We start from the raw sequence: 24,594 nt of genomic DNA, 5'->3' as shown, positions 1-24,594 counted from the left end.
TATGGGCCGTCGTTATCGATTTGCTGCTACTGCAGGTCCAGCTGGTCCAGGTATTCCTTGCCGTGCTCCGAGATATGGCGCTTGCGGCCCGCCTCGTCGCTGCCCAGCAGAAGGTTGAACATGGTCTCCATCTTGGCGACGTCTTCGGACTCCACCTTGATCAGACGACGCGTCTCGGGGTTCATGGTGGTGAGCCACATCATGTCCGGGTCGTTCTCACCAAGACCCTTGGAGCGGTTGATGGAGCACTTCTGGTCGCCGATCTCCTTAAGAATGCCGTTCTTCTCGAGCTCGGTGTAGGCAAAGTAGGTCTTTTCTTTGCAGTTGATCTCGTAGAGCGGCGACTCGGCGATATACACGTAGCCTTCGTCGATAAGCGTGGGCACCAGGCGATAGAGCATGGTGAGCACGAGCGTGCGGATGTGATAACCGTCGACGTCGGCGTCCGTACAGATGATGACCTTGTTCCAGTTAAGGTTGTCCAGGTCAAAGGCGCCGAGGTTCTTGATGCGCTTGTCTTTGATCTCCACGCCGCAGCCCAGCACGCGCATGAGGTCCATGATGATATCGGACTTAAAGATGCGCGGATAGTCCTCCTTTAGGCAGTTGAGGATCTTGCCGCGGACGGGCATAACGCCCTGGAACTCGGCATCGCGCGAGGTGCGAATGGCGCCTGCTGCCGAGTCGCCCTCTACGATGTAGATCTCGCGGCGGCTCTTGTCCTTGGAACGGCAGTCGATGAACTTCTGCACCCGGTTGGCCATGTCGGTCTTCTGCTGCAGGTTGGTCTTGATGCTCTGGCGCGTCTTCTCGGCATTCTCGCGCGAGCGCTTGTTGATGAGCACCTGCTCCATGATCTTGTTGGCGGCATCTTTGTTCTCGATCAAGTAGGTCGAGAGGCGCTCCTTAAAGAATGCCGTCATGGCCTGCTGGATAAAGCGGTTGTTGATGGCCTTCTTGGTCTGGTTTTCGTAGGACGTCTGGGTGGAGAAGCAGTTGGTCACCAGCACCAGGCAGTCCTGGACGTCCTGCCACTTAATGCCGCTCTCGTTTTTGTTGTATTTGCCCTGTTGCTTAATGTAGGCATCGATGGCGCTGGTGAGGGCACTGCGGGCCGCCTTTTCGGGTGAGCCGCCGTTCTCGAGCCAGGAGGAGTTGTGGTAGTACTCCTGCATCGTGAAAGTGCGCGAGAAGCACATGCAAGCAGTGATTTTTACGTTGTAATCGGGCAGATCCTCGCGATCGCGACCGCGACGGTCGGCTTCGATAAAGAAGGGCTCGGTAAGGTAGTCGGTACCGACCTTCTCGAGCACGTAGTCCTCGATGCCCTTGGGATAGCAGAAGTCCTCTTCGGAAAACTCGCCGTCGTCGCCCTCGATGCGCAGCCGGAAGGTCACGTTGGCGTTGACCACGGCCTGGCGGCGCATGGTCTCGCGATACCAATCGTGGGGGATGCTGATGGAGGTAAAGACCTCAAGATCGGGGCGCCACTTGATGGTGGTGCCGGTGCGGTCCTCGTCGCTGGGCTCAACCTCGAGTGCTTTCTTTTTGGCGCCGACGACCTTGCCCTTCTTAAAGTGCAGGGAGTACTTGTTACCGTCGCGCCAAACCGTGACGTCCATGTACTCGGAGGCGTACTGGGTTGCGCACGAGCCCAGGCCGTTGGTGCCGAGCGAGAAGTCGTAGTCGCCGCCCTGGTTGTTGTTGTACTTGCCGCCGGCGTAAAGCTCGCAAAAGACGAGTTCCCAGTTAAAGCGCTTCTCGGAGGGGTTCCAGTCAAGCGGGCAGCCGCGGCCGTTGTCCTCCACCTGAATGGAGCCATCGCGAAAGGCGGTAAGGGTGATGAGCTTGCCGTAGCCCTGGCGCGCCTCGTCAACGGCGTTGGACAGGATCTCGAAGGCGGCATGCGCGCAGCCGTCGAGCCCGTCCGAGCCAAAGATGACGGCAGGGCGCAGGCGTACGCGCTCCTCGTCCTTGAGCTGACGAATACTGTCGTTACCATAGTTTGCGGTGTTTTTTGCCATGCTCGCTCTCTCGATGCTCCTTTGCTGCGTTTTAGTCATATAGATAGTCAAGGTAGCATAGCCCAGCCCTTGGGCGATTCCAACCAACACGAAATCCATCGAACAATCGTTCGGAGTTCGATAAGGTTTCGTTTACTCGCACAAAACCGAGTCGGTATTGTGCGAGCAAGTTTGAATAGCGAACCGAAGTTGTAATGTCCGCATAGCGATGACGAATGAGCCGAGTCGGCGTCTCTCACAAAAGTAACTAGGAGCTAGCGGGGCCTATCCGAATTGACCTCATTGGCGGTATCGGCTTCGAGCGCCGTGCGGCGGGCGCTGTAGGCGACGAGGCCGGCGCCTGCCGCGGCGAGTGCTGCAGCGGCTGCCGTAAGGGGAGCGCATGTATCGCCCGTGCCCGCAAGCGCGCCCGCTTTTCCGGGGCGCTTGCTATTGTTGTGGTCCTTGCCGCTGCTGGAGCTGCTTCCGCCGGAGCCGCCGCCTTTGTCAGTACCGCCGCCACTCGAGCCGCCACCGTCGTCCACCGTCATCGGTGCATCGTGAAGCCCCGTCGTATCCGCGCTGTCGCATACGCCGACCTGAACTTCTGAGCGTTCGCATGCCGCGTCGGGCACATGAAGCTCGTGCAGTACGGCACCCAGCGCCGAGTTTGCACCCGGCCGAATTTCCTCGAGCGTTACGGGATCGAGCGCCACCAGGTTATGCGCCTTCGCATACAGCGTTACGCGTTTGCCCACATCGTCGCTCCAGCTCTCGGGGATGGCGAAGCTCATGCGGAACTGTGCCGTGCAACCCGGTGCCAGCACGGCGTTGCCGTTGTCGGCTACCAGCGGGTGCGTTGCAAAACGTGCGCCCAGCGTCTCGAGCGCGTACTTCACGTGTGCCATGTCTTGGGCCGAAGCATCCTCGGCAAGCTCTGGATCGTAGATCGAAACCATGCGTGCGTTCAGTCCGAATCCGATGGATGCGCTGGAGAACGGCTGGCTGGAGCCCTCTCGGTACAGATCGATCGTGCCGGCGGTCAGCAAGGTGTTGCCGTCGTTTCGCACCGTGACCATGAAGGATTCGCTTGCTGCTCCGGGTACCACCGCGCCCGAGGTAGCGACCGCGCCCGTCGGAGTGGCACACGCCACCAAGGGCACTTCGATGCCGTGCAGCTCTGCCTCGCTCTTCTCCGCGCTCACAATGTGCGTGGCGAGTGCGGAGAGCATGCCTCCCGACGTCAAAAATGTCGTTATCTGATCGACGGGATGGTCCAGCTCGCACATCACGAACGGCTCCGTGAACAGATCGCCTGCCAAGGTGCTGGCGAAGATGCGGAAGTGCTTGCCCATCACTGCTACCGGGTTGCCTTCTTCGTCGTAGGTTTGTCCCACCTTGCCATCGGTGTTCTCTACATAGAGCACGCACCTGCCGTTGTTGCTTACGCTAAACGATGCCGGGCCACAGCCTGCGGCACCCACGGGCTGCGTTGCAAATGCCGATGCGCCTCGCGTCCAAGTAATATGCTGCAGTTGCTCGTTGACGGTTGCCAAAAAGCCCGAATGTTGTGGCCATGGCACCGCATGAGGTACCGTGGCGTCTGGTGACATAACGTCCCAGCACGCAATGGACTGGCCGATCACGGCGTACGATGCGCAGCCGCAACCGTCTGCGGTCTCGTACGCAACGGACACCACCATTTTGCCGTTGATATTCTCGGGCTTGCCCAGCTCGATACTCGACGGTGCTTGCGGAAAGCAGAGGACCTGACGGAACGTGAGACTGTCGCCCAAATCATCCGACCACAAGGTAAAGCATTCCAGCGCAACCTCGGCCTCGCTGCCGAGCGCCTTTTCTGCGGTGGTTCCGCGGCGGTGGAGGTAGGCACCCGACAGGCGCCCGTCGACGAGCGTCTTGCCCACCGTGATACGCGGGCACTGCAGACAATGGTAGCCATCCTCCTGAAGGCGGCCGCGCGAGATGCTGCGCCACGACGTATACGACACCACGCGAACTTCGCTATTACTTATGCGCAGGCGCACGACGGACAGTATGCCGGCTGTGCTTGCCGTATCGAAAAGGGTGTTGTCACCTGCGGGGCGCTCGCCCGAGATCAGCAGCACGTAGGCGTCCTGGTTTCCTCTTCCGTCCGTATATTCCACCACGTCGAAGTCGTAATCGAATATGCCGTCGCGCTCCACGTCGCCCTCGCCAAACCCAAGGGGAAAGTCCACGGGAGTGGGAGCGGACCACGTGCCGTTTGCCTTTGTGTGCACCACCAGGCGCGAGCGGCCATTGTCGCCGTAGCGCACCGAGGCGATACGGAACAGACATTCTACGCCGGCAATCATTGCCAGCTTCATGTGAGCTTCGCTGAGCACGCCAGCAAACAGCACGTTGTCGCTCGAGGGTTTTATGCCGCCACGCTCGTCCTCCGATACACCAGCAGAATTGGCGTTGGGGTCCGCAACGGCGTTCGTCGCCTGCCCGATATAGGTGTACTCATACATCGGCGCGGCGTTTTCTATCAGTGTATGGACGAAATGCTCGATCTGTCCCGTGTCGTCGCTTTCTGCATCCGCCTCGAGCTTAATGCGCGTGACCGCTTGATCCCAATCGCGCACGACAGGCGCGACGTTTACGGCAGTGGCCTTAACCTCGGCGCGTGCGAGCAGCTCGGCGTTGGTGACGATGGTGGCCGATGCGATAAATTGCGGCACGCCGCCTGCCTCGGCGTTGCCGGCCGTGCCGAAGCGGGCATCCAACGTGTAAGGCGTATCTCCACCCAATGCGAGCTCAGAGCGCTGGAGCACATACTGGTTGCCATTGTTCACCGACATATTCCACGAATCGAGGAGTGTGGGCCACGACCCCGACCAAGCCTTGGTGGTCCACTTGAACATTACGAACTGGAGTATCACATCGACATCGACGTCTGCACCTACGCGCAGTCGCGGAAGCTGGTGTCCATCTGCCTTCTCGTACCCAATGAACAGCGTGAGGGATGCGGCGCCGCGCACGGCAGACGAAGCGACGCCTGCAACGCCGGCGCCAAAGGTGACGGCAAGCCCGATCTGGATGGTGAACGAGCCCGAGGTGTTTGAATAGTCGAGCGAAATGTTTTTAAAAAACGCCGCGCCGCTGCCGTGCGTGTGGGCACCCACGGCGAGCGCCAGCTTCGCCAGCACCCAGGGGTTGACGTTTAGGAAAAACGGCACCGGTCCTAGGGTAAACTGCTCGGTCCAATTGAGGTCGGTTCTTACCTGGAAGAGGGCCTTAATATTGCCAAATGCGGGGTCGTTGTTGTCACCCCAGGTTTTGCCCACCCAGTCGTAGGCGAGCGATCCGTACAGCTGTGTGGCGATATCCATCGTAAAACGCGGCGTGCAGTGGTGACGAAGCAGCTTAGTGTTCCTTGGATCGGTGCCCGAACCGGCACTCATACTTTTGTACTGATTCCACTTCCCCTCCATCTCGTCGAGGTAGCGGTTTGCCTGCTTGGCGCCCGACTCGCGCGGTGACTTCTTCCAGTACTCCGGATCCGGATTGCCTGAATCGTTCATGTAGCCGACCGGTTTGTATCCTCCGCCAAACAGCACGTATCCGGCAAAAGAGAAATCGAACAAAATGGGGAACGAGGGCATCCAGCACGTGAACTTATTGCCGCCGATGCCGGGAAACGCCGCCGGGAAATCAAACGGAGTAATCTCTTGGTCCATGGTGGTGGGGACGATAGTGGTCGAGCCCGATTCTGCCTTTGCGGCCGGCGCGGTGACAACGGCCATGGGGGAGGAGAGTGTATAGGTCTTGCCCTGATAGTCGAGGACAAAGCGCAGCTTGCATCCTTCCTCCAGAAGGCCCGAAGCTGCATCGAGGAACGTGTCTTCGAGTGTGAACGTTGCCAGATTATCCGAACCCGATGCACTGGCCTTGACTTGGCCAATTTGCGTGACGGTTTCGGATGAGCTGCTCGTGGCGGGCATTACCTTGTTGATGCACAGCGTTGCCTGTCCACCCTGTGGCAGATGTGCCTGCACGGTAAAGGCGTGCGTGTCGGGTTGGTCGTTTCCGGCGTCGTCCTTCGGCAGTGCCATGAACGTGGCGTCGGCGTACTGGATGTCCCACTCGTCGAACGTAAGCTGGCGAAAGTACGGCTCACCGTCGGAAAGCGGACGTGTGGGCGCGGTAATGGCGGTGCCGCCCTGGATGCGCGTGAGGGGGATCTCGACATCACGGTAGCCCGCCATGCTGATGGAGATGCCACCGTTAAAGTCGTACGCGTCGAGAAGCGTTGCCTCGTCCACGTAGCCTTCCGAAAGCGGCGCGACCTCAAAGATGGCCGTGCCCTCGTCGTCGGTAGTGGCGGAGATCTGCTTGCCCGCGGCATAACGCGACGCGAGCGTGACCTGGGCTCCCTTGATGGGCATATTCTTGTTGGCGACGTCGACCACGACCACACCAAACATGGTGCGCGAGAGAACGAGCACCTTGAAGGGGTCTTCTTCGTCGGCATAGGCCTCGGTGGGGGCGAATGGCAGTATGAAGGCGTTTGCGCTGCTCGGCACGCGAGGCAGCATGATGCCTGCCAGCGAGGATGCTCCGGCGATAAGTAGCGAACGACGATCAAGCATTTTGGGCTCCCATCCCGCAAATAACGGAGGAAATAATCCTATTTTGCGAGAAGGTGCCCCGTGGCGGTAGTGCCGTTCAAGGGTCAAAATGTCCAAATTGATCGAGCGAAGCGCCGGGTTCCGGAACGCGTTCGATGCGCTTGGCAGCCCGGTCGCTAACGCAACATATGCGCGACCAGCTCGGCGCGAGTTCCGATACCAAGCTTGGCATACACTCCTGATAGGCGGTTTTTAACAGTGCCCGGCGATACTTCCATGTGGCGTGCGATTTCGGCGTTGGTCCATCCGCGGCAGGCGAGCATGGCCATGGTGAACTCCGTGGTCGTTAAATCGTCGGCCACGTCCTCGCCCGAATCGGGGTTGTGGATGCGCCGCCAGCCGTAGCTGAATCGATACGTAATCTCGATGATGCGTGCGAAATCGTCAGGGTATTGCGCTTTTAGGCACGCCTCTATGAGCCCCTGTAAAAGGCCGTGGTGCTCGCCAATGAGCTCGATGAGGCCGTCGGGGCGCGCAATGTCCCAAGCGGCTCCGAAATGTGCCTTTGCGGCGTCGATGTCCTTGAGGCTCATGCATGCCATGGAAGCCGCCAGGTGCAGGAACAGTTCCGAGATGGGATAGCTTCCCTGTTTCATGATCAGGGCATTTTCCACCATGCCCAGGCTGCGGCCGTATTCGCCGCGCAGATACAAGGCGTGCGCCATCACGTAGCTGGCGAACAGGCGCAGGCCTTCGGGCAAATGCGCCGCAAGCGGATAAAACTCTTCGGCGGAATACGGGGAAGGCAAGTGCATCAGGACGCTCGCGGCCGAGGCGAACAGGATATGCACGGCGTGGACGGCAGGCGATTCCTCGTCGGCCGGCGTATCGAGGATGCCAGTAAGGCACCGGCGGGCATCGGCGATACGGTTGAGCGACAGACTGGCGTATCCGCAGATAAAGCATGCGGAATAGCGCAGTGCGGGGTCGGTGGCGTCAAGATAGGGGCGCGCCGTCTTGGCAGCGAGGGTGGCCTGTCCGCGAAAGTACAGCGCTTCTGCCGTGGCAATGGCGCGCGAATCGGGGTCGGAAATGCCTGCAACCGCAGCGTCAATCTGCCCCGGCACAAAGGCGGTGCACATCAACGGCATGGGAACGCAAGGGTAGCCATCGCAGTCCATCTTCCATCTCCCAACAGTTGGCAACAATAGCAGCAATTGTACTCCTGTTACTCGGGACTGGAATTTGCGGGTATGGCATACGATTACGCAGAACGTATAAAGGAAGAGTCTATTGGCGATGCTGCCAAGGTGGCTACCGAAGCCTAGCTGAGCTCGACAGTAGGAAAAATTGCCACCCCTGCAAAAAGCTTTGTCGCAGCGATGGGAAACACATCTTGTTCTGCATATAATGAGGTCATATGACGGTGCGTTTGCATACGTGTGACGCATTCCCATCGAACCGAAAAGGAGGCCCGCAAGGTTGGCGACGAGGTCAGCTTCCTCGCCCAGGGAACCATCTACCCCGACATCCTGGAGTCCCAGGATGGCGTGAAGGCCCACCACAACGTGGGTGGCCTGCCCGAGGACCTGCAGTTTGAGCTTTGCGAGCCCGTCAAACTGCTGTACAAGGACGAGGTACGCGTCGTGGGCCGCGAGCTCGGTCTGCCCGAGAACATGGTCGAGCGTCAGCCGTTCCCCGGTCCCGGCCTGGGCGTCCGCTGCCTTGGTGCCATTACCCGCGACCGTCTTGAGGCGCTGCGCGAAGCCGACGCCATCGTGCGCGAGGAGATCGACAAGGCAGGTCTGACCATCTGGCAGTACTTCGCCGTGGTGCCCGACTTCCGTGCCACCGGCGTGCGCGAGGGCAAGCGCGCCTACGACTGGCCCTGCATCATCCGCTGCATCAACACCGTCGACGTGATGACCGCCGAGGTGCCTGAGCTCGACTGGGCACTGCTCAAGCGTATTACCGCTCGCGTCACAGCCGAGGTTCCCGGCATCTGCCGTGTGTGCTACGACCTCACGCCCAAGCCCGTCGGCACCGTTGAGTGGGAGTAAGCTTTTTGGGCTGCTTTGATCATAGTTCCATGAATGGGGAGGCCTCGCGCGATTGCGCGGGGCCTTCTTTTTCGAAAAGGGCTGCCGTCGTGGTGTTGCCACTGTCCATCGTGCTTGCCATCGCCTCTGGTGTTGCTCCTGAGCAGGTCTGGTTTGCGACGAGAACTAGCAGGGCTTGTTGGCGGCACGAGCGAAGCAGGTTGTTTCGCATTGAGCGCGCCGGGCAGAAGAAGGCCATAATGGAGTGTGCGCACAATTTGTTTTAGAGGAGGATGCCGCATGGCAAAAGACGAACAAACAGGCTGGATTGTTGAGATGCTCATGGCCAGTACGTCGGTGGCGCCCGCGGCTCTTTTGGAAGAGGTTATGGCAGATGAGCGCTGCGTGGCTTTTGGCCCCATCCACCATTTTATTGTGGGCGCGGTGCTGCTTGCGTGCTGGCGCAACGCCGAAGCATCTGGGGAGCGAGATGCGATGCTCAAAGACGATCTTGCCGATTTGATGTCTCGTTCGGATTGCGTGCCGGGGGCGACGTGTGCCCGCTGGGGCATGTGCGGGGCAGCTGCGTCTGCGGGCATGGCATATGCAATCGTGCGCGGCAATGCGCCGCTGCGCAGTGAAGGCTGGCAGGAGGGGCAGCTTATGGTTTCGGAGCTGCTTGCCGCCATCGCGCGCTCGGGAAGCCCACGGTGCTGCAAGCGAGATGCGCGCGTGGCGATTCGTGAGGCCGTTTCGTTTTTTAACGCGCTCGGCGGACCACAGCTTAAAGCATGGGAGAAGACGCCAACCTGCGATAGCTATGCGGTCAATACAGTGTGCATGGGCGAAAAGTGTCCGTATCATCCGTCCTTTATCATCCAATAGGGAATCGGGTGCCCCAATAAGGGTTGGGCAGATGTGACAAAGTGACAGTTCCTTTGTCACATTATCGACGGTATGCGCGGGATGGTGCGCCACACGGAGTGCCGTCCCGTTCGTTTTTTGGCGCGGTTTGTTACATTCCTCACTGGCGCCGGTAAAAAAAGGGGATAGAGTAGGACAAACGCGTCGAATACGAACGGCGGGGGAGAGCGGGCAAGGTGCCTGCGCAGGAGAGGTTGCCGTCCATGCTGGAGCTCAAAGGAATTTGCAAAAGGTACGTTACGCAGTCGTTTACGCAGGTGGCGCTCGACAGCGTGAGCCTGTCTTTTCGGGATAACGAGTTCGTGGCCATTCTGGGGCCCTCGGGTTCGGGTAAGACCACGATGCTCAACGTTATCGGCGGACTCGACCACTTTGACTCGGGTGACCTGCTGATCGACGGTATTTCGACCAAGGACTTCCACGATCGCGATTGGGATGCCTATCGCAACAACCGCATCGGCTTTGTGTTCCAAAGCTATAACCTCATTCCGCATCAGACCATTTTGGAAAACGTGGAGCTGGCGCTTGCGCTCACGGGCGTGGGGCACGCCGAGCGCCGCCAGCGTGCGCGCAAGGCGCTCGAGGCCGTTGGTCTGGGCGAGCACGTGAACAAGCGCCCGAGTCAGCTTTCGGGTGGGCAGATGCAGCGCGTGGCCATCGCCCGCGCCCTGATTAATGATCCCGAGATTGTGCTGGCAGACGAGCCGACTGGCGCCTTGGATTCCACAACGTCCGTGCAGGTCATGGACTTGCTCAAGGACGTCGCGCGCGACCGTCTGGTTATCATGGTCACGCATAATCCCGATCTGGCGTACGAGTACGCCACGCGCATCGTCAACCTGGCGGACGGCAAGATTACCGACGATTCTGATCCTTTCGATGTCGCTGACGCCACGCGCCGCGAGGCCAAGCCTACGCGCAAAACCTCGATGAGCTTTGTGACGGCGCTGGGGCTTTCTGCCCGAAACCTTATGACCAAGAAGGGCCGTACGGCCATGACGGCCTTTGCGGGCTCGATTGGCATTATTGGCATCGCGGCGATTTTGGCGCTGTCCAATGGCGTAAACGGCTACATCAAAAAGGTCGAGGAGGATACGCTTTCGAGCTACCCGCTTACCATTTCCAAGCAGGATTACGACCTGTCGTCCATGATGGGCGAACAGGGGGCCACGGATGACGATATGTCTAAGAACGAGGGTTCGTCCGACGACGGCACCGACGGCAAGGCTCAGGGAACCAATAAGATCCCTGTGGTCACGGCCGTAAAGGATATGTTTGCAAGTGTTAAGTCCAACGACATGACGAGCTTTAAGGCATGGCTCGATGCCGGCGGCGACGGTATCGACAAAGAGGTCAATGCCATCCAGTACGGTTACGGCGTGACGCCGGTTGTCTATCGTGCCGGCAAGGGCGATGAGAAGCCTGTCCGGCTGGTGCCCAACGCTATGACCGAGGCCATGAGCGGTGGTGCGAGCTCGGCGGCAACGGTGAGCATGGAATCCATGGGGACCTCGGTCTTTAACGAGATGATCGACGATCAGAGTCTGCTCGACAGCCAGTACGATGTCGTCGCCGGCCATTGGCCTACGTCTGCTCACGAAGCCGTAATGGTGCTTTCGAGCCGTGGAACGGTGGGCGACTATACGCTTTACAGCATCGGTGCGCTGGATATCGATGAGCTCAACGACCTGGTGAACAGTGCCATGGCCGCCGACGGTAAGATTGAGACGCCTGAGAGCGGCGCCGACTTTACTTACGACGATGCGCTGTCCACGACGTTTAAGGTGTTGTCGCCGGCCGATGCTTATCGCAAAAACGAAGAGACCGGCATGTGGACTGACATGTCTGGCGACGCCGACTTTATGACGGCCAAGGTTGCCGACGGTATTGACGTGCACATTGTGGGCGTGGTGCGACCTAACGAGACGGCCAATGCGAGCGCGTTGTCTCCGGGCATTGCCTATACGCATGCGTTGACTCGCCAGCTTATGGAGCGCGCCGCCGATTCGCAGATCGTGCAAGAGCAACTTGCCCACCCCGAGACGGATGTCTTTACGGGCAAAACCTTCGACGAACTGCAAGGCGAGGCCAAGCAAGGCGTGGATCTGGGCAGTATGTTCAGTGTGGACGAGGCGGCGCTCAAGAGCGCGTTCTCGTTCGATGCGTCTGCACTCTCGGGTGCTGCCGGTGGCATGGATCTTTCGGGCATCGATTTGTCGGGCCTGGATATTGACCTTTCGGGCGTTGGCAAAGACATCGACTTAAGCGACATCATGGCCAAAGCGCCGACCCCCGATTTCTCGGGCATCTTTGACGGTCTGGAGCTCACGCCCGAGCAAATGCAACAGGTGGGAACGCTTGCCAACCAACTATTTGAGGGCTTTTTGCAGTCTGATCAGTTTAGGGCGCTGTCACCCGAAGATCTCAAAGACGCGTCAAAGCTTGCTGCCGCATTCTCGGCGTATCTCGAGAACGATGTTGTGGCGCAGCAGTGCCTGGCGCAGCTCAAGGCGCTCGGCGGCGATGCCCTGGCCGAGCGCCTGCAACAGGCGATGACCGACTATGTCCAAAAGCAGTTGGCTCCGTATCTGCAGCAGGCTATGGATCAGGTGATGAAGGCGATCAGCGAGCAGGTGGCAACGACCGTGTCGACCCAGCTTAAGGCCGGCGCGGCAGGGCTCATGGACCAGATGGTGACGCAGATGTCTTCGAGTTTTGCCAACCTGGCGAGCGCCATGCGCGTGGATGCGAGCGCCTTTGCTCGTGCCATCCACTTCAACATGGACGCCGAGGACCTGAGCTCGCTCATGATGAGCTATGCCAAGGCGTCGAAGCTCACCTACGACAACAATCTGACCACGTTGGGCTACGCGGATGAAGCGGATCCCATCTCGGTCAAGATTTTCCCGCGTGACTTTGAGGCCAAGGAGCGCGTACTCGACCATATCGATGCGTACAACAAGCAGGTCAAAGCCGCCGGCCACGACGAGCAGGCAATCTCGTACACCGACTACATGGGCATCATCATGGGCTCGGTGACTGATATCGTGAATACCATCAGCTTGGTGCTCATCGCGTTCGTGAGCATCAGCCTGGTCGTGAGCTCCATCATGATCGGCATCATCACCTACATCAGCGTGCTGGAGCGCAAAAAGGAGATTGGCATCCTGCGCGCGATCGGCGCGTCGAAGCGCAACGTGGCCAACGTATTCAACGCCGAGACCTTTATCGAGGGCCTCATTGCCGGTGTCTTTGCCATTGTCGTTGTGGTGGCCGTGAGTTTTCCGGTTAATGCCTGGGCGCTTGCTGCCAAACAGGTACCCAATCTGATGAGCTTGCCCGTGCAGGATGCGCTGGCGCTCATTGCAATTTCGGTGCTGCTGACGGTCGTTGCCGGCCTGCTGCCGGCCCGCAGTGCATCCAAGAAAGACCCCGTGGAAGCCCTGCGCTCCGAATAATGTGACAAAGGGACTGTCCCTTTGTCACATTGAGTGACATGTAAATCGAGGTCTAATACTTTTCCCGAGAAGTGAACGAGTCAAATTGGACCCCCGAAGCATCGACACTTATTGAAGGCGGTTTCCTGCGGTTTTGCCAGCCAAATCCTGCGGGTTTGGCGTCTAAAAATGTCGATGCTTCGGGGGTCCAAATATAGCCGTTCACTTCTCGGGAAAAGTATTAAACCTTGAGATATAGACGGCGTTTGCGAGCGTCAATTAGAGCGTAAGTTGCTAGTCCTCCTTTGCGGAGAGCATGAGGCTAATTTCCGGATGGGTGTACTTGTCGAACTCTTCTTTGGGCTCGGTGTCAAAGGTGTAGTACGACTTGATAGATTCGTCCTCCGTCTTGATGCTGATTTGTTCAGACATGGCGGTCAGCAGCGTGCTGTTGGTGATCGATTGATCGCGAACGTCCTCTTTTGGACAAGGAAAAAGTGGCGAGTGAGGGAGCTGCTGTGGGGCGGCCCTGCTTGCTGTTTGCGGGCGCCATTCACCTTCGTTGCACAGGGATGGTCGGAGGGCTGGCTGACATCAAGTAGCCGCCTCCGCCTTGTGGGCCGCCTCGGGGACAAGGCATAATGCATGTGACAAAGGGGCGGTTCCTTTGCCGCATTGATTTGAGAGTAGATGTTGATGATTCTATCGTTGGCCCCCATGGAGGGGATTACCGGGCATGTGTTCCGTCGCGTGCATGCGGAGTGCTTCGGTGCGCTCGACTGCTATTACACGCCGTTTTTGCCGCCGCCGCGGGTGGGCAACCGCTTTGGCGGCAAGGCGTTTAAGGAAATCGATCCGGCTAACAACCAAGGGCTTAACGTGGCGCCTCAGCTGATGTCCAAGAACGCGGATGAGTTTGTGTGGGCGGCGCGCGTGCTCGCCGACATGGGCTACCGCGAGGTTAATCTCAACCTTGGCTGCCCCTCGGGTACGGTTGTTGCCAAGGGTAAAGGATCGGGCTTCTTGCGCAACCTCGATGGGCTCGAGGTGTTCTTGCTTGATGTGTGCGAGCGATCGCCCTTGCCGGTGTCGGTAAAAACCAGGCTGGGGCTGGAGAGCGACGACGAATACGAGCGCGTGCTCGACCTGTACTGTCGCATGCCGCTGGCAGAGTTGATCGTGCATCCGCGCGTACAGAAGGATCGCTATACGGGCTCGCCGCGCAAAGGGTTTTATGGCGAGACGTTGGAGCGGGCACCGTTTCCGGTGGCATACAACGGCGATATTTTTGATCTTGAGGACATGGAGGCGCTGGTGGAGGCCTATCCCGGTACACGCCATGTGATGCTGGGGCGTGGCTTGCTTGCGAACCCCGCGCTGGCTCGCATGGTCAAGGGCGGCCCTGCTGCCACGGCAGCCGAACTGCAGCGCTTCCACGACACGCTGTTTGCGGCATATGCAGAAGAGATTGGCGGCAACGCGGTCTTTCGCATGAAGGAGTGGTGGTTCTACGCTAAATGCGCCTTCGCCGATCCTGCTACCGTTCACAAACTCGTACGCAAGACTAAAAAGGTCGACGAATACCGTGCCGCCGTCGAGCGCGTCTTTCGCGAGCAGCCACTTGCGCCCATAGCCCGCTTCCACGGTTAGCTAGTCATTGGGGACGTTCTTTAACGGCTAGTCATTTAAGAACGTCCCCAATGACTATGTTGCAAAAGCTGTACGTCAGCATCCAAAGATATCGAAAAATGTCGACTTTGGATGCTGGCGTACATGTTTGGATTCGGTGGGGGACTAGGCAATCATTGCGTCAAGGGTAATGAGTTCTCTGAGTCGCTCTGTGCGTGTTTGCCCATGGCGCTTTGCCTTCTCGTCAAACGCTTCAAGAACCGATTCACCCACACGTGCCGATAAAACAACGCTTGGCTCATCAGAGATCGACGGCCTTCCCAGCTTGATGGTGCGACCCTTCGGCCACTCATCTTTTTCGTATGCCTCCGCGGCTTTCTCCAACTCTCCGGGGGCAAATCCGATCATCTTTTCGAGTTGCTTAGCGTCCATAGCGCCTCCTATCGATCGATCCCGATTTCCCTGAGCACCTTGTGCGTAGGAGGGACAAGGGCGTGGTAAATGATATAGCCATCTCGATTGGAGCAATATCGAGCGATGAGCTCCATGAGACGGCTTCTTCCATCAAGTCCAACGAGAACGTAATCGATACCTCCGTTTTCAAGATCACGCCTGAACCATGCAAAAGCGGAGTTCCAGGCGCAGGTGATATCCGTCTCCGTCAGCCCGTGTTTGAGGGCGTGGGGGTGGATTGCGATGAGCTCCATAAGGGCCTCTCTTTTTGTATACAGTTTTGTAAACAAAAATGCAAGCAGTTAATAGGCTTAAGCGACTTGTTTTGATTGGACTTTTCGATGTAAAGCCGACATCGGAGGCTCCACTACTCCTTCGCTTTTTAGTTCGGTATGTGAACGTCCGTTGAACTCCCAGAGGGGAGCGTTTTCATAGATTATCGAGAGGAGCTTGGAGACTTCGGCTGTTTTCTTGCGTTCGTAAAACTCGGGACGTACGACAATCAATAAGAAAGCTGCGTCTTCGGTAATTTGCTGTGCTGTCGGCATACCGTTGAGTCCAACGGAACGCAAAAGCTTTGTCATGATGAAATCGAACTCATCTTCTCTTGCATGGAGATCGGATGCCTTAATCTCAGGGTCTCTCAGGACGTACTGCTTGAGTCGTTCGACAGATCGACTGCACTTTATATGCCCGCAGATGACTTCGTCATAACTGAGCCTTTTGATTGGGAGACGTTCGTGACCGGCGAAGATGGCTGCCACTCTGATGCCAACGCGCCGTTCGCGCAGCGCGCGCATCTCACCGGTGTATTCGCTGCGTCGTTCATATTTTCGATAGGAGTATCCGTAGTCATCGTAGTAATAAGGGGCTTCATCGACAGCGTCATCGAGCTCAGGCGCTATGAGATAGAGTTTTCCATCTCTGGATATGACGCAGGGATTGTCGATTTGCCCCGATTCGTTCCTGATTTGCCAAATAGTTTCATTTATCTCAAATCTCGAGACTGGATTGGGGGCACAGGAGTTGTAGAGCTCAATAAGTTCATCGAGTGAAATGATTCCACAGGCATCTGTGTAGGCGCGGGCGAAGCGCCGTACTTCTTGATTTGATTCAAGCACACGGCGCTCCCAAGCATCCAAAACGTCCTGCGGACTTCGATAGCGGGCATGACGATCGATGCGCGATGCGCTCCAACGGTTATCAGCGGCAACGTTCATCAGATCCAAGCGCAGATCTTTGTCGGCGATGCGAGCGAGCGACTGATAGTGTTCTAGATCAAGCTCCGGTCGAAAACTCATGTCTTCCGGAACAGTTCGTGCGAGCTTTATGCAACGCTTGAGATAGGTCGGGCCCAGGCTTGGGCTAAAGTGCTGCTTGAGGTGGCAAGCGATGGGCGAGAGTAGGCCATTTAGATTGGAAATGGGGTATCCGGCAATCTCTTGCTCGAGACGGCGCCCGATGAGCAGAGCCCCTTCCGAAGAGGCCTCATGGTCAGTGCCTTTCTGGCCGAGGTGTTTGGCCTCGACAATCCTGCTGATATCCGAGCAGGTGTTTGAAATAATGTCGGGTGAAAGGGTTGGTATCTTTTTTGCCATAGCGATGCGCTCCTGTGTGACTCACGGAAAAGAAACAGTCTGATTGTGAGTGCCGTTCTTTGATGGCGACGGCGAACAGGAGCGCAGCCTGTCTGAGATGGGCGAGTGCGGTAACCACCGATCTTACTTACCGAGCTCGCTCCAGCGTGTCATTGGGGACCTCCGCAGGAGCTCTCGACCAGTCTCATGCCTTGGGATGAGTATAACACAGAGAGCAAACATATGTTCTATATATTTGAGAAACCGAAGCCCTACCCACTCATTTAAGAACGTCCCCAATGAGTACTCGCACGCTAGAGCAGGTTCTCCTGTACCCATGCGATGATGTCGCTCGATTCGTAGAGTGGTTTGCCGTCGATGAACAGACAGGGAACCTGGCGTTTTCCGCCGGCGGCGATGAGCGTCTGCTCGGCTTCGGTATCGGTCGAGATATTGCGCTCGGGAACGGTCACGCTGTTATCCGCCAAAAAGCGCTTGACCTTCATGCAATACGGGCAGCCGGTCATAACGTACAGCGTGAGCTCATGATTAGTAGCCATAGGTCTCCAATCGGTTGAGGTTTTGATTGAAATACCCAAAGCCGCCGCGGTTTATGCATGAGCTGACGACGACTCGATGGCCTGTACCAGAAACGCCGTGGCTCCGGTGCCGCAGGGCTTGTCGTAGTAGTCGATAAAGCGCTGGTCAGCAAGATAGCCGTGGGCGAGGCCCAGGTATGCTTCGTCTTGGGGCTTGTGCCCCCAGTTAAGGCCAATCCATCGACGGTGCATCGCGACAAGTTTGCGGGCCTCGCTTCCATCCGCATGGCCGTCGCCCATGGCAATCGAAAGCTGACCCAGAATAGCGCGTTCAAGTTCCTTCATGTCGTTCCATGTCTCGGGGTCCATGTCCAGCAGTGCTTCGTTTGCTGCGTCGATCGCCTCGTCGCCATAGCGCGCCCGCGCCTCGGCACCGTAGCGCTCCTCGTTTTCCTGCACGGAGCGCCAGCGCTCCAGTTGCGGCAGGACGGCGCCCATGAGCGAGACGGCTTCGTCGAGCGACATGCCGGTGTTTTGCGCCAGCCGCGGGGCACAATCCTCGATCATCGCCTCCATGGTGGTGTCGTAAGCGTACTGGCCGTGGTCGTAGCACCACTTGCAGTAATGGTCGGTTGTGGCGCCCACAGCATCGGTGCCGCAGTCGTCGGGTGTGAGTATCATGCCGCAGCTCTGGCAATAGTGCTCGGGCATTTCGAGCAGGTGGGACAGCGGTTCTCCGGTTACGGCGGCAATGAGCTTCATCATGTCGATGCCCGGGGTGACTTCGCCGCGTTCCCAACGGCTGACGGCTTGGCGTGTGACGAAGAGCTTGGCGGCGAGCTGCTCTTGGGTAAGGTGATGGGCGCGGCGAATGGCAATGAGCTTTTCTGCAAAGGCCATAGCGACTCCTTTCTGCTGGTTGATGGCTTAAGCATACGCGGCGGCCGGCGCCCTTCCAAGCAACCGTTGGTTGCACGAAGGGAGACCGCGGCGAAGAATTGCGCGCCGCACCCCACACCTCCATGCCGTACAATGACCGGCATGGAACCTATCGCACACATACATACCGACCTGCCGCAGAAGTTCGGCATTCCGCGCAACAGCTTTTTGGCGCCCCACCTGCAGGGACGCATCGTCTTTGAGCCGGAATTTGCCTCCAACGCAGCAGTTGAGGGTCTGGACTCCTTCTCTCACCTATGGCTGCTGTGGCGCTTCGAAAACGGAACGCCCGGCGGCGCGGCTAAGGATATAGCTGCCGATGCCAAGACGCAGGACAGGTCCGGCACCAACGTCAAGTGGTCGAAGACTGTGCGCCCGCCGCGTCTGGGCGGAGCCGAGCGCGTGGGCGTGTTTGCGACGCGGAGTCCGTTTCGCCCCAATCCCATCGGTCTTACCTGCGTCAAGCTCAGCCGCGTTGAGCGCACCGACGACGGCCCCATCATCCATGTACTGGGGGCCGACCTGCGTGACGGCACGCCCATCTGCGACATTAAGCCCTACATCCCGTTTGCGGACTGCCACCCGGATGCGACCGGCGGCTGGATTGAGGGTGCTCCGTGGCAAGAGGTCGATGTTGAGTTCCCGCAAGCGCTTCAAGACATGGTCCCGCCCGCAAAGCTCCCCGGTCTGGTCGAGGTTCTTCGCCAAGATCCGCGTCGCGCGGGCAGCAAGCACGAGCCAAACCGCGTTTACCACTTGGCTTACGCCGGACTCGACATATCGTTTACGGTTGACGGGGCCAGGTTGACGGTAACCGCCATCAACGACGTGCGAGACTAGCCAGCCATTCGTCCGCACCCGTCAAATTAAGCGCCAAACCCCATGCCAAAATCGCCTACGCTGGTGGACAATAACGCCTACCGAATCATTCCGCTCTGCACGGGGGCTCAGCATGAAATACGACTTCACTTCAATCATCGACCGCCACGGCATGGACTCCATCGCCGTTGACTCTTGGGGTGAGATCCCCGGTATGGCTCCGAACGCACCCGACGAGGGCTTCGACCGCATTCCCATGTGGGTGGCGGACATGAACTTCGCCACGGTGCCTACAGTCCAGGAGCACATCATTCAGCGCGCCCAGCACCCCATGTTTGGTTACTTCAATCCGCGTTCCGAGTACTTCGACCGCATCATCGAATGGCAGAGCTGCCGTAATGGCGTCGAGGGCCTGGCGCCTGAGCATATCGGCTACGAAAACGGCGTGCTGGGCGGTGTCGTGTCGACGCTGCGCGCGTATGTCCAGCCGGGCGATGCGGTGTTGGTCCACAGCCCCACCTACATCGGCTTCACCAAGTCCATCGAGGCCGCGGGCTATCGCATTGTCCACAGCCCGCTTCAGCTCGACGACCAGAGCGTGTGGCGCATGGACTTTGAGGACATGGAGCGCAAACTCGCCCAAAACCACATCCATGCCGCAGTGTTCTGCTCGCCGCACAATCCCTGCGGCCGCGTATGGGAGCGCGACGAGATCGAGTGCGCTATGGACATTTATCGCAAGCACGATTGCGTGGTGATCTCGGACGAGATTTGGTCCGATATCATTCTGCCGGGACACAAGCACATCCCGACGCAGTCGGTGAGCGAGGATGCCCGCATGCGCACGGTTGCCCTCTATGCGCCGAGCAAGACGTTTAACCTGGCGGGTCTGGTCGGCAGCTACCACATTGTCTACAACGAGACGCTGCGCGACCGCATGTGCGCTGTGTCTAACAAGACCCATTACAACGAGATGAATGTCCTTTCGATGCATGCGCTTATCGGTGCCTACCAACCGCAGGGCTACGAGTGGGTGGACGAACTCAACCAGGTGCTTGCCGACAATATCGAGTACTTCTGCGATTACGTGGACGAGCATTTTGAGGGCGTGTCCTATTCGCGTCCGCAGGGCACGTACATGGTGTTTCTGGACTGCACCGAGTGGTGCCGCGAGCATGGCCGCGATATTCAGTGGTTGCTCGACGAGGGGGCACGCGTGGGCGTGGGGTATCAGGATGGACGTCCGTTCCATGGCCCCTGCCACATTCGCGTGAATCTGGCGCTGCCGCTTTCGCGCGTAAGGGAAGCGTGCGACCGCCTAGACCGTTACGTTTTTGGGGTATAGGGGTCGCACGATTCGGGTACTGCGGCTTGCGCCCGTGTCGTCAACGTGCGTGGGCGCATAGGGCGCAGAGGGTTGCGAGCGCGTTTTCCACGTTTGCTACTTTTCTTGAATTTGCTTGCCGCAAAGGTGTTCAACCGTAATTTCATACAGCTGGACGACCCTGATACTTTGCTTGATCTCCTCTTCGACCTCTTCGGCAGAAGGATAGTACTTGAGGGCAAACTGTTGGACTTTGTCTTCGACAAACGCCGGGTCATCGTTCACGAGGCGGCAACGGCCGAAAACCACGGTGCTTTGAACATAGGGTGCCCAGTCGTCGTCTTTGTACCAATCGTTGCCATAGACGGTAAAGCAGACTTTGTCGCTGCGTTTGAGTGCATCGACCTTATGCCCCGCCTTGGCTCCATGAAAGTAAATTTTGTCGTGCTCGGGGTCAAAGTAGTAGTTAACGGGAATGGCGTAAGGATAGCCGTCGTCTCCGTTGACGGCAAAAATGCCGCGTTTGCAATTAACAAGCAGCTCTCGTGCCTCTTGATCGGTGATAGCACGCTTCTTTCTACGAAGAGGTCTAAACATCGTGGGTTTCCTTTCTTTCCGCGTGCTGCGTGCACGGCGGTGGGTGGTATGTCTATATCAAGATACTAGTTCAGGCTGCGAGGCCGACGGGAACATCCTATTTGTCGCAGATTGAAACGCACTTTTTGTTGTGGAAGGATTGTCCCTCGCAACTCGTCGTCTAGGGGCATTCTCGATGGCTGGTTCCGTTTGCGGGGGAGGCGTGGGACAATACCGACCAAAAGCGATTGCTTGTCCTGAAAAAAGGGGGTCTCGATGAAAAAGCTGAGGACGCTGGCCGATGTGTTGCGTCAAGCCGGTTTCGTGCGCATCACGGGCCTTTTTCTCGTCTTTTATCTTCTGTGTTCAATGGCTGTTTGGCTCTCTGAGCCAACAACTCTTACGTTTGGCGATGGCCTTTGGTTTAGCTTTGAGACCGTATCGACGATCGGCTTTGGCGACATTCCGGCCGAAACGCCGGTCGCCCGTGTCATCACGGTCGTCCTAAGCGTTATCAGCATTTTTTACATTGCCATGCTCACGGGCGTGGCGGTGAGCTACTGCAATATGCTTATCAAGATGCATCAAAAGGACACTATGGCGCGCTTTATGGATGATCTTGAGCATTTGGAAGAGCTCGATCGTGACGAGCTCGCCGATCTGTCGCGCCGCGTGCGCGAATATCGCCGGCGCCAGCGCTAAAACGGGCGCCGCGCGTCACGATGAGGGGGACTGAATTTGAATATCACCGTGTATCTGGGTGCCAGTATCGGTAATGACCCGGCGTTTCTGCCTGCGGTGCAGGAGCTGGGCAACTGGATTGGCGCCAACGGGCACGCGCTCGTGTACGGCGGATCCAAATCGGGCCTGATGGGCGCGCTCGCCGATAGCGTGCTTAATGCCGGCGGGCACGTGACGGGTGTGGAGCCGAGCTTTTTTATCGAGGCCGAGTTTCAACATGACGGTATCGACGACCTCATCGTGACGAGCGATATGGCGGAGCGTAAGGCAAAGATGATCGAGCTCGGCGATGCGTTCATTGCCTTTCCCGGTGGGACGGGCACGCTCGAGGAGATTGCCGACGTTATGTCCGCGGTGTCGTTGGGGCACCTGAGTGCTCCGTGCATCCTGTATAACCTGGACGGTTACTACAACGACCTCGAGGCGCTGCTCGGACACATGATTGATAAGGGCTTATCAAGCCCGCGGCGCCAGCAAGGCATTTACTTTGCCGAGGATCTGTACGAAATCGCATCAATTATCAACGGATAAGCCTTGAGCCTGTCCCGCTGTGGCCCCCGGTGGCTCCGTTTGCAGCGCAGACGGTTGGCTTGTCTGGGCCACACTCGCTCTACAATAAAACGTATCTATGTCGACTTTGACCGCGGGAGGACCCGATGGATAAGCTCGCTAAACCCACAAACCGCGCGCTGTTTTTAGTTAGCGTTGCCGTGACCGGTGCGTTCGCAGGTGCCGCGGTCTGGCTGTTCTTTTTTGTGATGGAGCACGGCATCGACTATCTATGGACCGAGATTCCGCACGCACTGGGCGTCGCTTCGCCCGAGCTCGCCAGCGGCCCGTTTGGCTTTCTGCCGTACCCGTTTTTTGTCTGCCTGCTGGGCGGCCTGTTAATCGGTCTGTACGAAAAGATGACAGACACCAAGACCGATAACCTCAATCAGGTGATGGCTAAGGTCAAGCAAGATGGGCGCTACCCGTACGACAATCTGGGCAAGCTTTCGCTTGCGGCATTGCTGCCGCTGCTGTTTGGCGGAAGTATTGGACCGGAGGCCGGCCTGACCGGCGTTATCGCGGGCCTGTGCAGCTGGGTCGGCGACCGCATGCGTCGCTTTGGCGCCGAGTTTAGGGAGCTCACGCTGCTAGGTACCCAGGCTGCCCTGACGGCGCTCTTTACCGCGCCTGTCTTTGGCTTTGTGGCGCCGCTCGCCGGTAGCGCCGACGGCCAGGGCGAAGATGCCGACGATGAGTCCGCGTCCGACGAGATCACCATCAAGCTGCCCAAGGCGCAAAAGACCGTGGTCTACGGCATTGCGATTGCCGGCGGTCTGGGCACTTACCTGTTGCTTGGCCAGCTCGTGGGCGGCGGCATGGGCATGCCCAGGTTCGAGTCCGCCGAGGTGGGCAACCTGGAGCTTGCCTGGCTCATTCCGCTGGCGTTGCTCGGCACCGTTTGCGGCTGGCTGTACTTTGTCTCCGAGCACGCGAGCGAGGCGCTGTCCCATGCAATAGGGGAGCGTCCTGTCGTCAAGGCCATGATGGCCGGTCTGGCGCTCGCCATCTGTGGCACGCTCCTGCCCTACACCATGTTTGCCGGCGAGACTCAGGCTGACGTGCTCATGGAAACCTATCTGACCATTCCCGCCGGCGTGCTTATCGCGACCGGTCTTGTCAAGGCTATGCTGACCCCCGCCCTCATCAATATGGGCTGGCGTGGCGGTCACTTCTTCCCGGTTATCTTCTCGGGCGTAAGCCTGGGCTATGGCCTTGCCATCCTCACCGGCGCCGATCCGGTCTTTTGCGTCGCCGTCTGCACGGCCTCGACGATGGGTGCCGTCATGCGCCAACCCGTTATGGTCGTGGGCCTGCTGCTCATGTGCTTCCCGCTCAAGGGCATCGTCTGCATGATCATCGCCGCAGCCATCGCCGCCGGCATTCCACTGCCCAAGCCGCTGCGCAAGTAGCATATTGCGCTTTGCGTTTGTTCAGAACTCGTTTTGAAGAAGCCGCGCGAGGCCATTTGTTTACGGCCTCGCGCGGCTAATGTTTAGAGCTTCCTCAGCACAATGGCGATGGTGTTGAGGTATTCGAGCGCACCGGCTTCAACGGCAGCGCGGTCGCCTGCTGCGTACTCGTTGTCGCAGGCGAGCCAGTCTTTCCATGCTTCGTCCGTGCAGAGCATAGGCTGCATCGAGACAATCTCGACGCCGGGGGTCGGCTCGATCATGGCGCGCCACCAGGCTATGTCGTGCATATAGTCGAGCTGCTCGGGTGTCCAGGATTTGAGCAGGCAAACGGGCAGGTTGTCGTGGCAGTCGCGAACCATGCCGGGGATGCTTAAGTAGAGCATCCCGCCTTGCTTTACGTAGGGGAGTAGGCGCTCACCCAGATAGTGTGGGTCACGGCCGTAGTAGTTGTACGAGTCGATACTTACGACCGCATCAAAATAGTCGTGCTCAAACGGCAGCCCCTGCGAGGCGTCTGCCTTAACAGGGTGAATCGTGTCGCGCGAGATACCGAGCGAATCGAAGAACGCACGGTTTTCGACGGGGTCGCTCCACGGATCGACAGCGTAGGTGTCAAACCCGTATTCGCGGGCGAGTAGGGCGCTGGTGATACCGGTGCCCGATCCAAGGTCGCAGACGCGGACGCCGCAGGGGATATGCACATCGCGAAGCAGCTCTTCGCAGAGCTTGAGGGGATTAGGGCCCATAATCTTAGAGCGTACGAGTGTCGCGCCGAAGCTAGTTGCTTTTGGGAAGGATTGAGATTCCTGGGTTTGCATTGTTCTTTCCTATCAGGTGCAAAAATGGCAGATGACGGAGGCGGAACGGCGCAACAAACCACGGCCGTTGGACGGCCGTTTTCGTGGTTCTATGCGATTGACCGTTCCCTAAAGAACAATGACCAAAAAGACATCCCCTTGGATGATCGAGACTGAGCCGAGGCCCGTGACGTTTATATTGTAAAACGTCACGGGCGTG

General features: G+C 58.3%; 20 protein-coding genes. 9 read left to right on the top strand and 11 right to left on the bottom strand.

Going from position 1 to position 24,594, the window contains the following annotated elements; genetic code table 11:
* Positions 1–26 precede the first annotated feature (26 nt).
* From ACTQ0H_RS05930 to ACTQ0H_RS05920, 3 genes are all read right to left on the bottom strand, one after another.
* Positions 27–2,024: a DNA gyrase/topoisomerase IV subunit B gene (locus ACTQ0H_RS05930; protein ID WP_441048556.1), complete on the bottom strand. Its 1,998-nt coding sequence runs from the start codon at positions 2,022–2,024 to the stop codon at positions 27–29.
* Between the two features lie 254 nt (positions 2,025–2,278).
* Positions 2,279–6,637 carry a hypothetical protein gene (locus ACTQ0H_RS05925; protein WP_441547922.1) on the bottom strand — a complete coding sequence of 1,453 codons (4,359 nt, stop codon included), beginning with the start codon at positions 6,635–6,637 and terminating at the stop codon, positions 2,279–2,281.
* Between the two features lie 155 nt (positions 6,638–6,792).
* Positions 6,793–7,797 (bottom strand): helix-turn-helix domain-containing protein, encoded by a 1,005-nt coding sequence (locus ACTQ0H_RS05920; RefSeq protein ID WP_441048554.1) that lies wholly within the window; start codon positions 7,795–7,797, stop codon positions 6,793–6,795.
* 261 nt (positions 7,798–8,058) lie between these two features.
* On the opposite strand from ACTQ0H_RS05920, the gene ACTQ0H_RS05915 reads away from it, so the two are divergent.
* The 3 genes from ACTQ0H_RS05915 to ACTQ0H_RS05905 all read left to right on the top strand — a co-directional run bounded on the left by ACTQ0H_RS05915 (position 8,059) and on the right by ACTQ0H_RS05905 (position 13,037).
* Positions 8,059–8,676 carry a GMP synthase (glutamine-hydrolyzing) gene (locus ACTQ0H_RS05915; protein ID WP_441538514.1) on the top strand — a complete coding sequence of 206 codons (618 nt, stop codon included), beginning with the start codon at positions 8,059–8,061 and terminating at the stop codon, positions 8,674–8,676.
* 279 nt (positions 8,677–8,955) lie between these two features.
* Positions 8,956–9,540 carry a DUF5714 domain-containing protein gene (locus ACTQ0H_RS05910; RefSeq protein WP_441048551.1) on the top strand — a complete coding sequence of 195 codons (585 nt, stop codon included), beginning with the start codon at positions 8,956–8,958 and terminating at the stop codon, positions 9,538–9,540.
* Positions 9,541–9,782: 242 nt separating this feature from the next.
* The gene (locus tag ACTQ0H_RS05905) at positions 9,783–13,037 is read left to right on the top strand and encodes an ABC transporter ATP-binding protein/permease (RefSeq protein WP_441048550.1); all 3,255 of its coding nucleotides are present in this window, start codon (positions 9,783–9,785) and stop codon (positions 13,035–13,037) included.
* A gap of 273 nt (positions 13,038–13,310) precedes the next feature.
* On the opposite strand, the gene ACTQ0H_RS05900 is transcribed toward ACTQ0H_RS05905, so the two are convergent.
* Positions 13,311–13,448, bottom strand: a complete 138-nt coding sequence (locus tag ACTQ0H_RS05900) for a hypothetical protein (protein WP_441538518.1) — start codon at positions 13,446–13,448, stop codon at positions 13,311–13,313.
* Positions 13,449–13,712: 264 nt separating this feature from the next.
* Here ACTQ0H_RS05900 and ACTQ0H_RS05895 point away from each other — a divergent pair, with 264 nt between their 5' ends.
* Positions 13,713–14,666 (top strand): tRNA dihydrouridine synthase, encoded by a 954-nt coding sequence (locus ACTQ0H_RS05895; protein ID WP_441048548.1) that lies wholly within the window; start codon positions 13,713–13,715, stop codon positions 14,664–14,666.
* A 144-nt stretch (positions 14,667–14,810) separates the two neighbouring features.
* Here the strand turns inward: ACTQ0H_RS05895 and ACTQ0H_RS05890 are convergent, their stop codons facing one another.
* The 5 genes from ACTQ0H_RS05890 to ACTQ0H_RS05870 all read right to left on the bottom strand — a co-directional run bounded on the left by ACTQ0H_RS05890 (position 14,811) and on the right by ACTQ0H_RS05870 (position 18,114).
* Positions 14,811–15,077: a ribbon-helix-helix protein, CopG family gene (locus ACTQ0H_RS05890; protein ID WP_154516940.1), complete on the bottom strand. Its 267-nt coding sequence runs from the start codon at positions 15,075–15,077 to the stop codon at positions 14,811–14,813.
* 8 nt (positions 15,078–15,085) lie between these two features.
* Positions 15,086–15,352, bottom strand: a complete 267-nt coding sequence (locus tag ACTQ0H_RS05885) for a hypothetical protein (RefSeq protein WP_441048547.1) — start codon at positions 15,350–15,352, stop codon at positions 15,086–15,088.
* A gap of 57 nt (positions 15,353–15,409) precedes the next feature.
* Positions 15,410–16,696, bottom strand: a complete 1,287-nt coding sequence (locus ACTQ0H_RS05880; RefSeq protein ID WP_441016494.1) for a hypothetical protein — start codon at positions 16,694–16,696, stop codon at positions 15,410–15,412.
* 293 nt (positions 16,697–16,989) lie between these two features.
* Positions 16,990–17,235, bottom strand: coding sequence for a glutaredoxin family protein (locus ACTQ0H_RS05875; RefSeq protein ID WP_441547921.1), 246 nt, complete (start codon positions 17,233–17,235; stop codon positions 16,990–16,992).
* A 51-nt stretch (positions 17,236–17,286) separates the two neighbouring features.
* Positions 17,287–18,114 carry a TipAS antibiotic-recognition domain-containing protein gene (locus ACTQ0H_RS05870; protein ID WP_441547920.1) on the bottom strand — a complete coding sequence of 276 codons (828 nt, stop codon included), beginning with the start codon at positions 18,112–18,114 and terminating at the stop codon, positions 17,287–17,289.
* Positions 18,115–18,255: 141 nt separating this feature from the next.
* Between ACTQ0H_RS05870 and tsaA the strand changes: the two genes are divergently transcribed.
* Both tsaA and ACTQ0H_RS05860 read left to right on the top strand, forming a co-directional pair.
* The gene (gene tsaA / locus ACTQ0H_RS05865; RefSeq protein WP_441547919.1) at positions 18,256–18,993 is read left to right on the top strand and encodes a tRNA (N6-threonylcarbamoyladenosine(37)-N6)-methyltransferase TrmO; all 738 of its coding nucleotides are present in this window, start codon (positions 18,256–18,258) and stop codon (positions 18,991–18,993) included.
* 112 nt (positions 18,994–19,105) lie between these two features.
* Complete coding sequence (locus tag ACTQ0H_RS05860; protein WP_441547918.1) at positions 19,106–20,317, top strand: MalY/PatB family protein; 1,212 nt, start codon at positions 19,106–19,108, stop codon at positions 20,315–20,317.
* A gap of 96 nt (positions 20,318–20,413) precedes the next feature.
* On the opposite strand, the gene ACTQ0H_RS05855 is transcribed toward ACTQ0H_RS05860, so the two are convergent.
* The gene (locus ACTQ0H_RS05855) at positions 20,414–20,893 is read right to left on the bottom strand and encodes a pyridoxamine 5'-phosphate oxidase family protein (protein ID WP_441547917.1); all 480 of its coding nucleotides are present in this window, start codon (positions 20,891–20,893) and stop codon (positions 20,414–20,416) included.
* A gap of 255 nt (positions 20,894–21,148) precedes the next feature.
* Between ACTQ0H_RS05855 and ACTQ0H_RS05850 the strand changes: the two genes are divergently transcribed.
* From ACTQ0H_RS05850 to ACTQ0H_RS05840, 3 genes are all read left to right on the top strand, one after another.
* On the top strand, positions 21,149–21,574 hold the full coding sequence (locus ACTQ0H_RS05850; protein WP_154516963.1) for a potassium channel family protein: 426 nt from the start codon (positions 21,149–21,151) through the stop codon (positions 21,572–21,574).
* A 36-nt stretch (positions 21,575–21,610) separates the two neighbouring features.
* Positions 21,611–22,144 (top strand): TIGR00730 family Rossman fold protein, encoded by a 534-nt coding sequence (locus tag ACTQ0H_RS05845; protein WP_441048542.1) that lies wholly within the window; start codon positions 21,611–21,613, stop codon positions 22,142–22,144.
* Positions 22,145–22,269: 125 nt separating this feature from the next.
* Positions 22,270–23,574 carry a chloride channel protein gene (locus ACTQ0H_RS05840; protein WP_441032546.1) on the top strand — a complete coding sequence of 435 codons (1,305 nt, stop codon included), beginning with the start codon at positions 22,270–22,272 and terminating at the stop codon, positions 23,572–23,574.
* An 83-nt stretch (positions 23,575–23,657) separates the two neighbouring features.
* On the opposite strand, the gene ACTQ0H_RS05835 is transcribed toward ACTQ0H_RS05840, so the two are convergent.
* On the bottom strand, positions 23,658–24,323 hold the full coding sequence (locus ACTQ0H_RS05835) for an SAM-dependent methyltransferase (protein WP_441547916.1): 666 nt from the start codon (positions 24,321–24,323) through the stop codon (positions 23,658–23,660).
* Between the last annotated feature and the right edge of the window lie 271 nt (positions 24,324–24,594).

This window comes from Collinsella sp. LCP21S3_A3, assembly GCF_052118905.1.
In the GTDB taxonomy this organism is placed as follows: domain Bacteria; phylum Actinomycetota; class Coriobacteriia; order Coriobacteriales; family Coriobacteriaceae; genus Collinsella.
The sequence above is the reverse complement of the archived record's forward strand: the minus strand, read 5'-3'. Positions and strand labels throughout refer to the sequence as shown.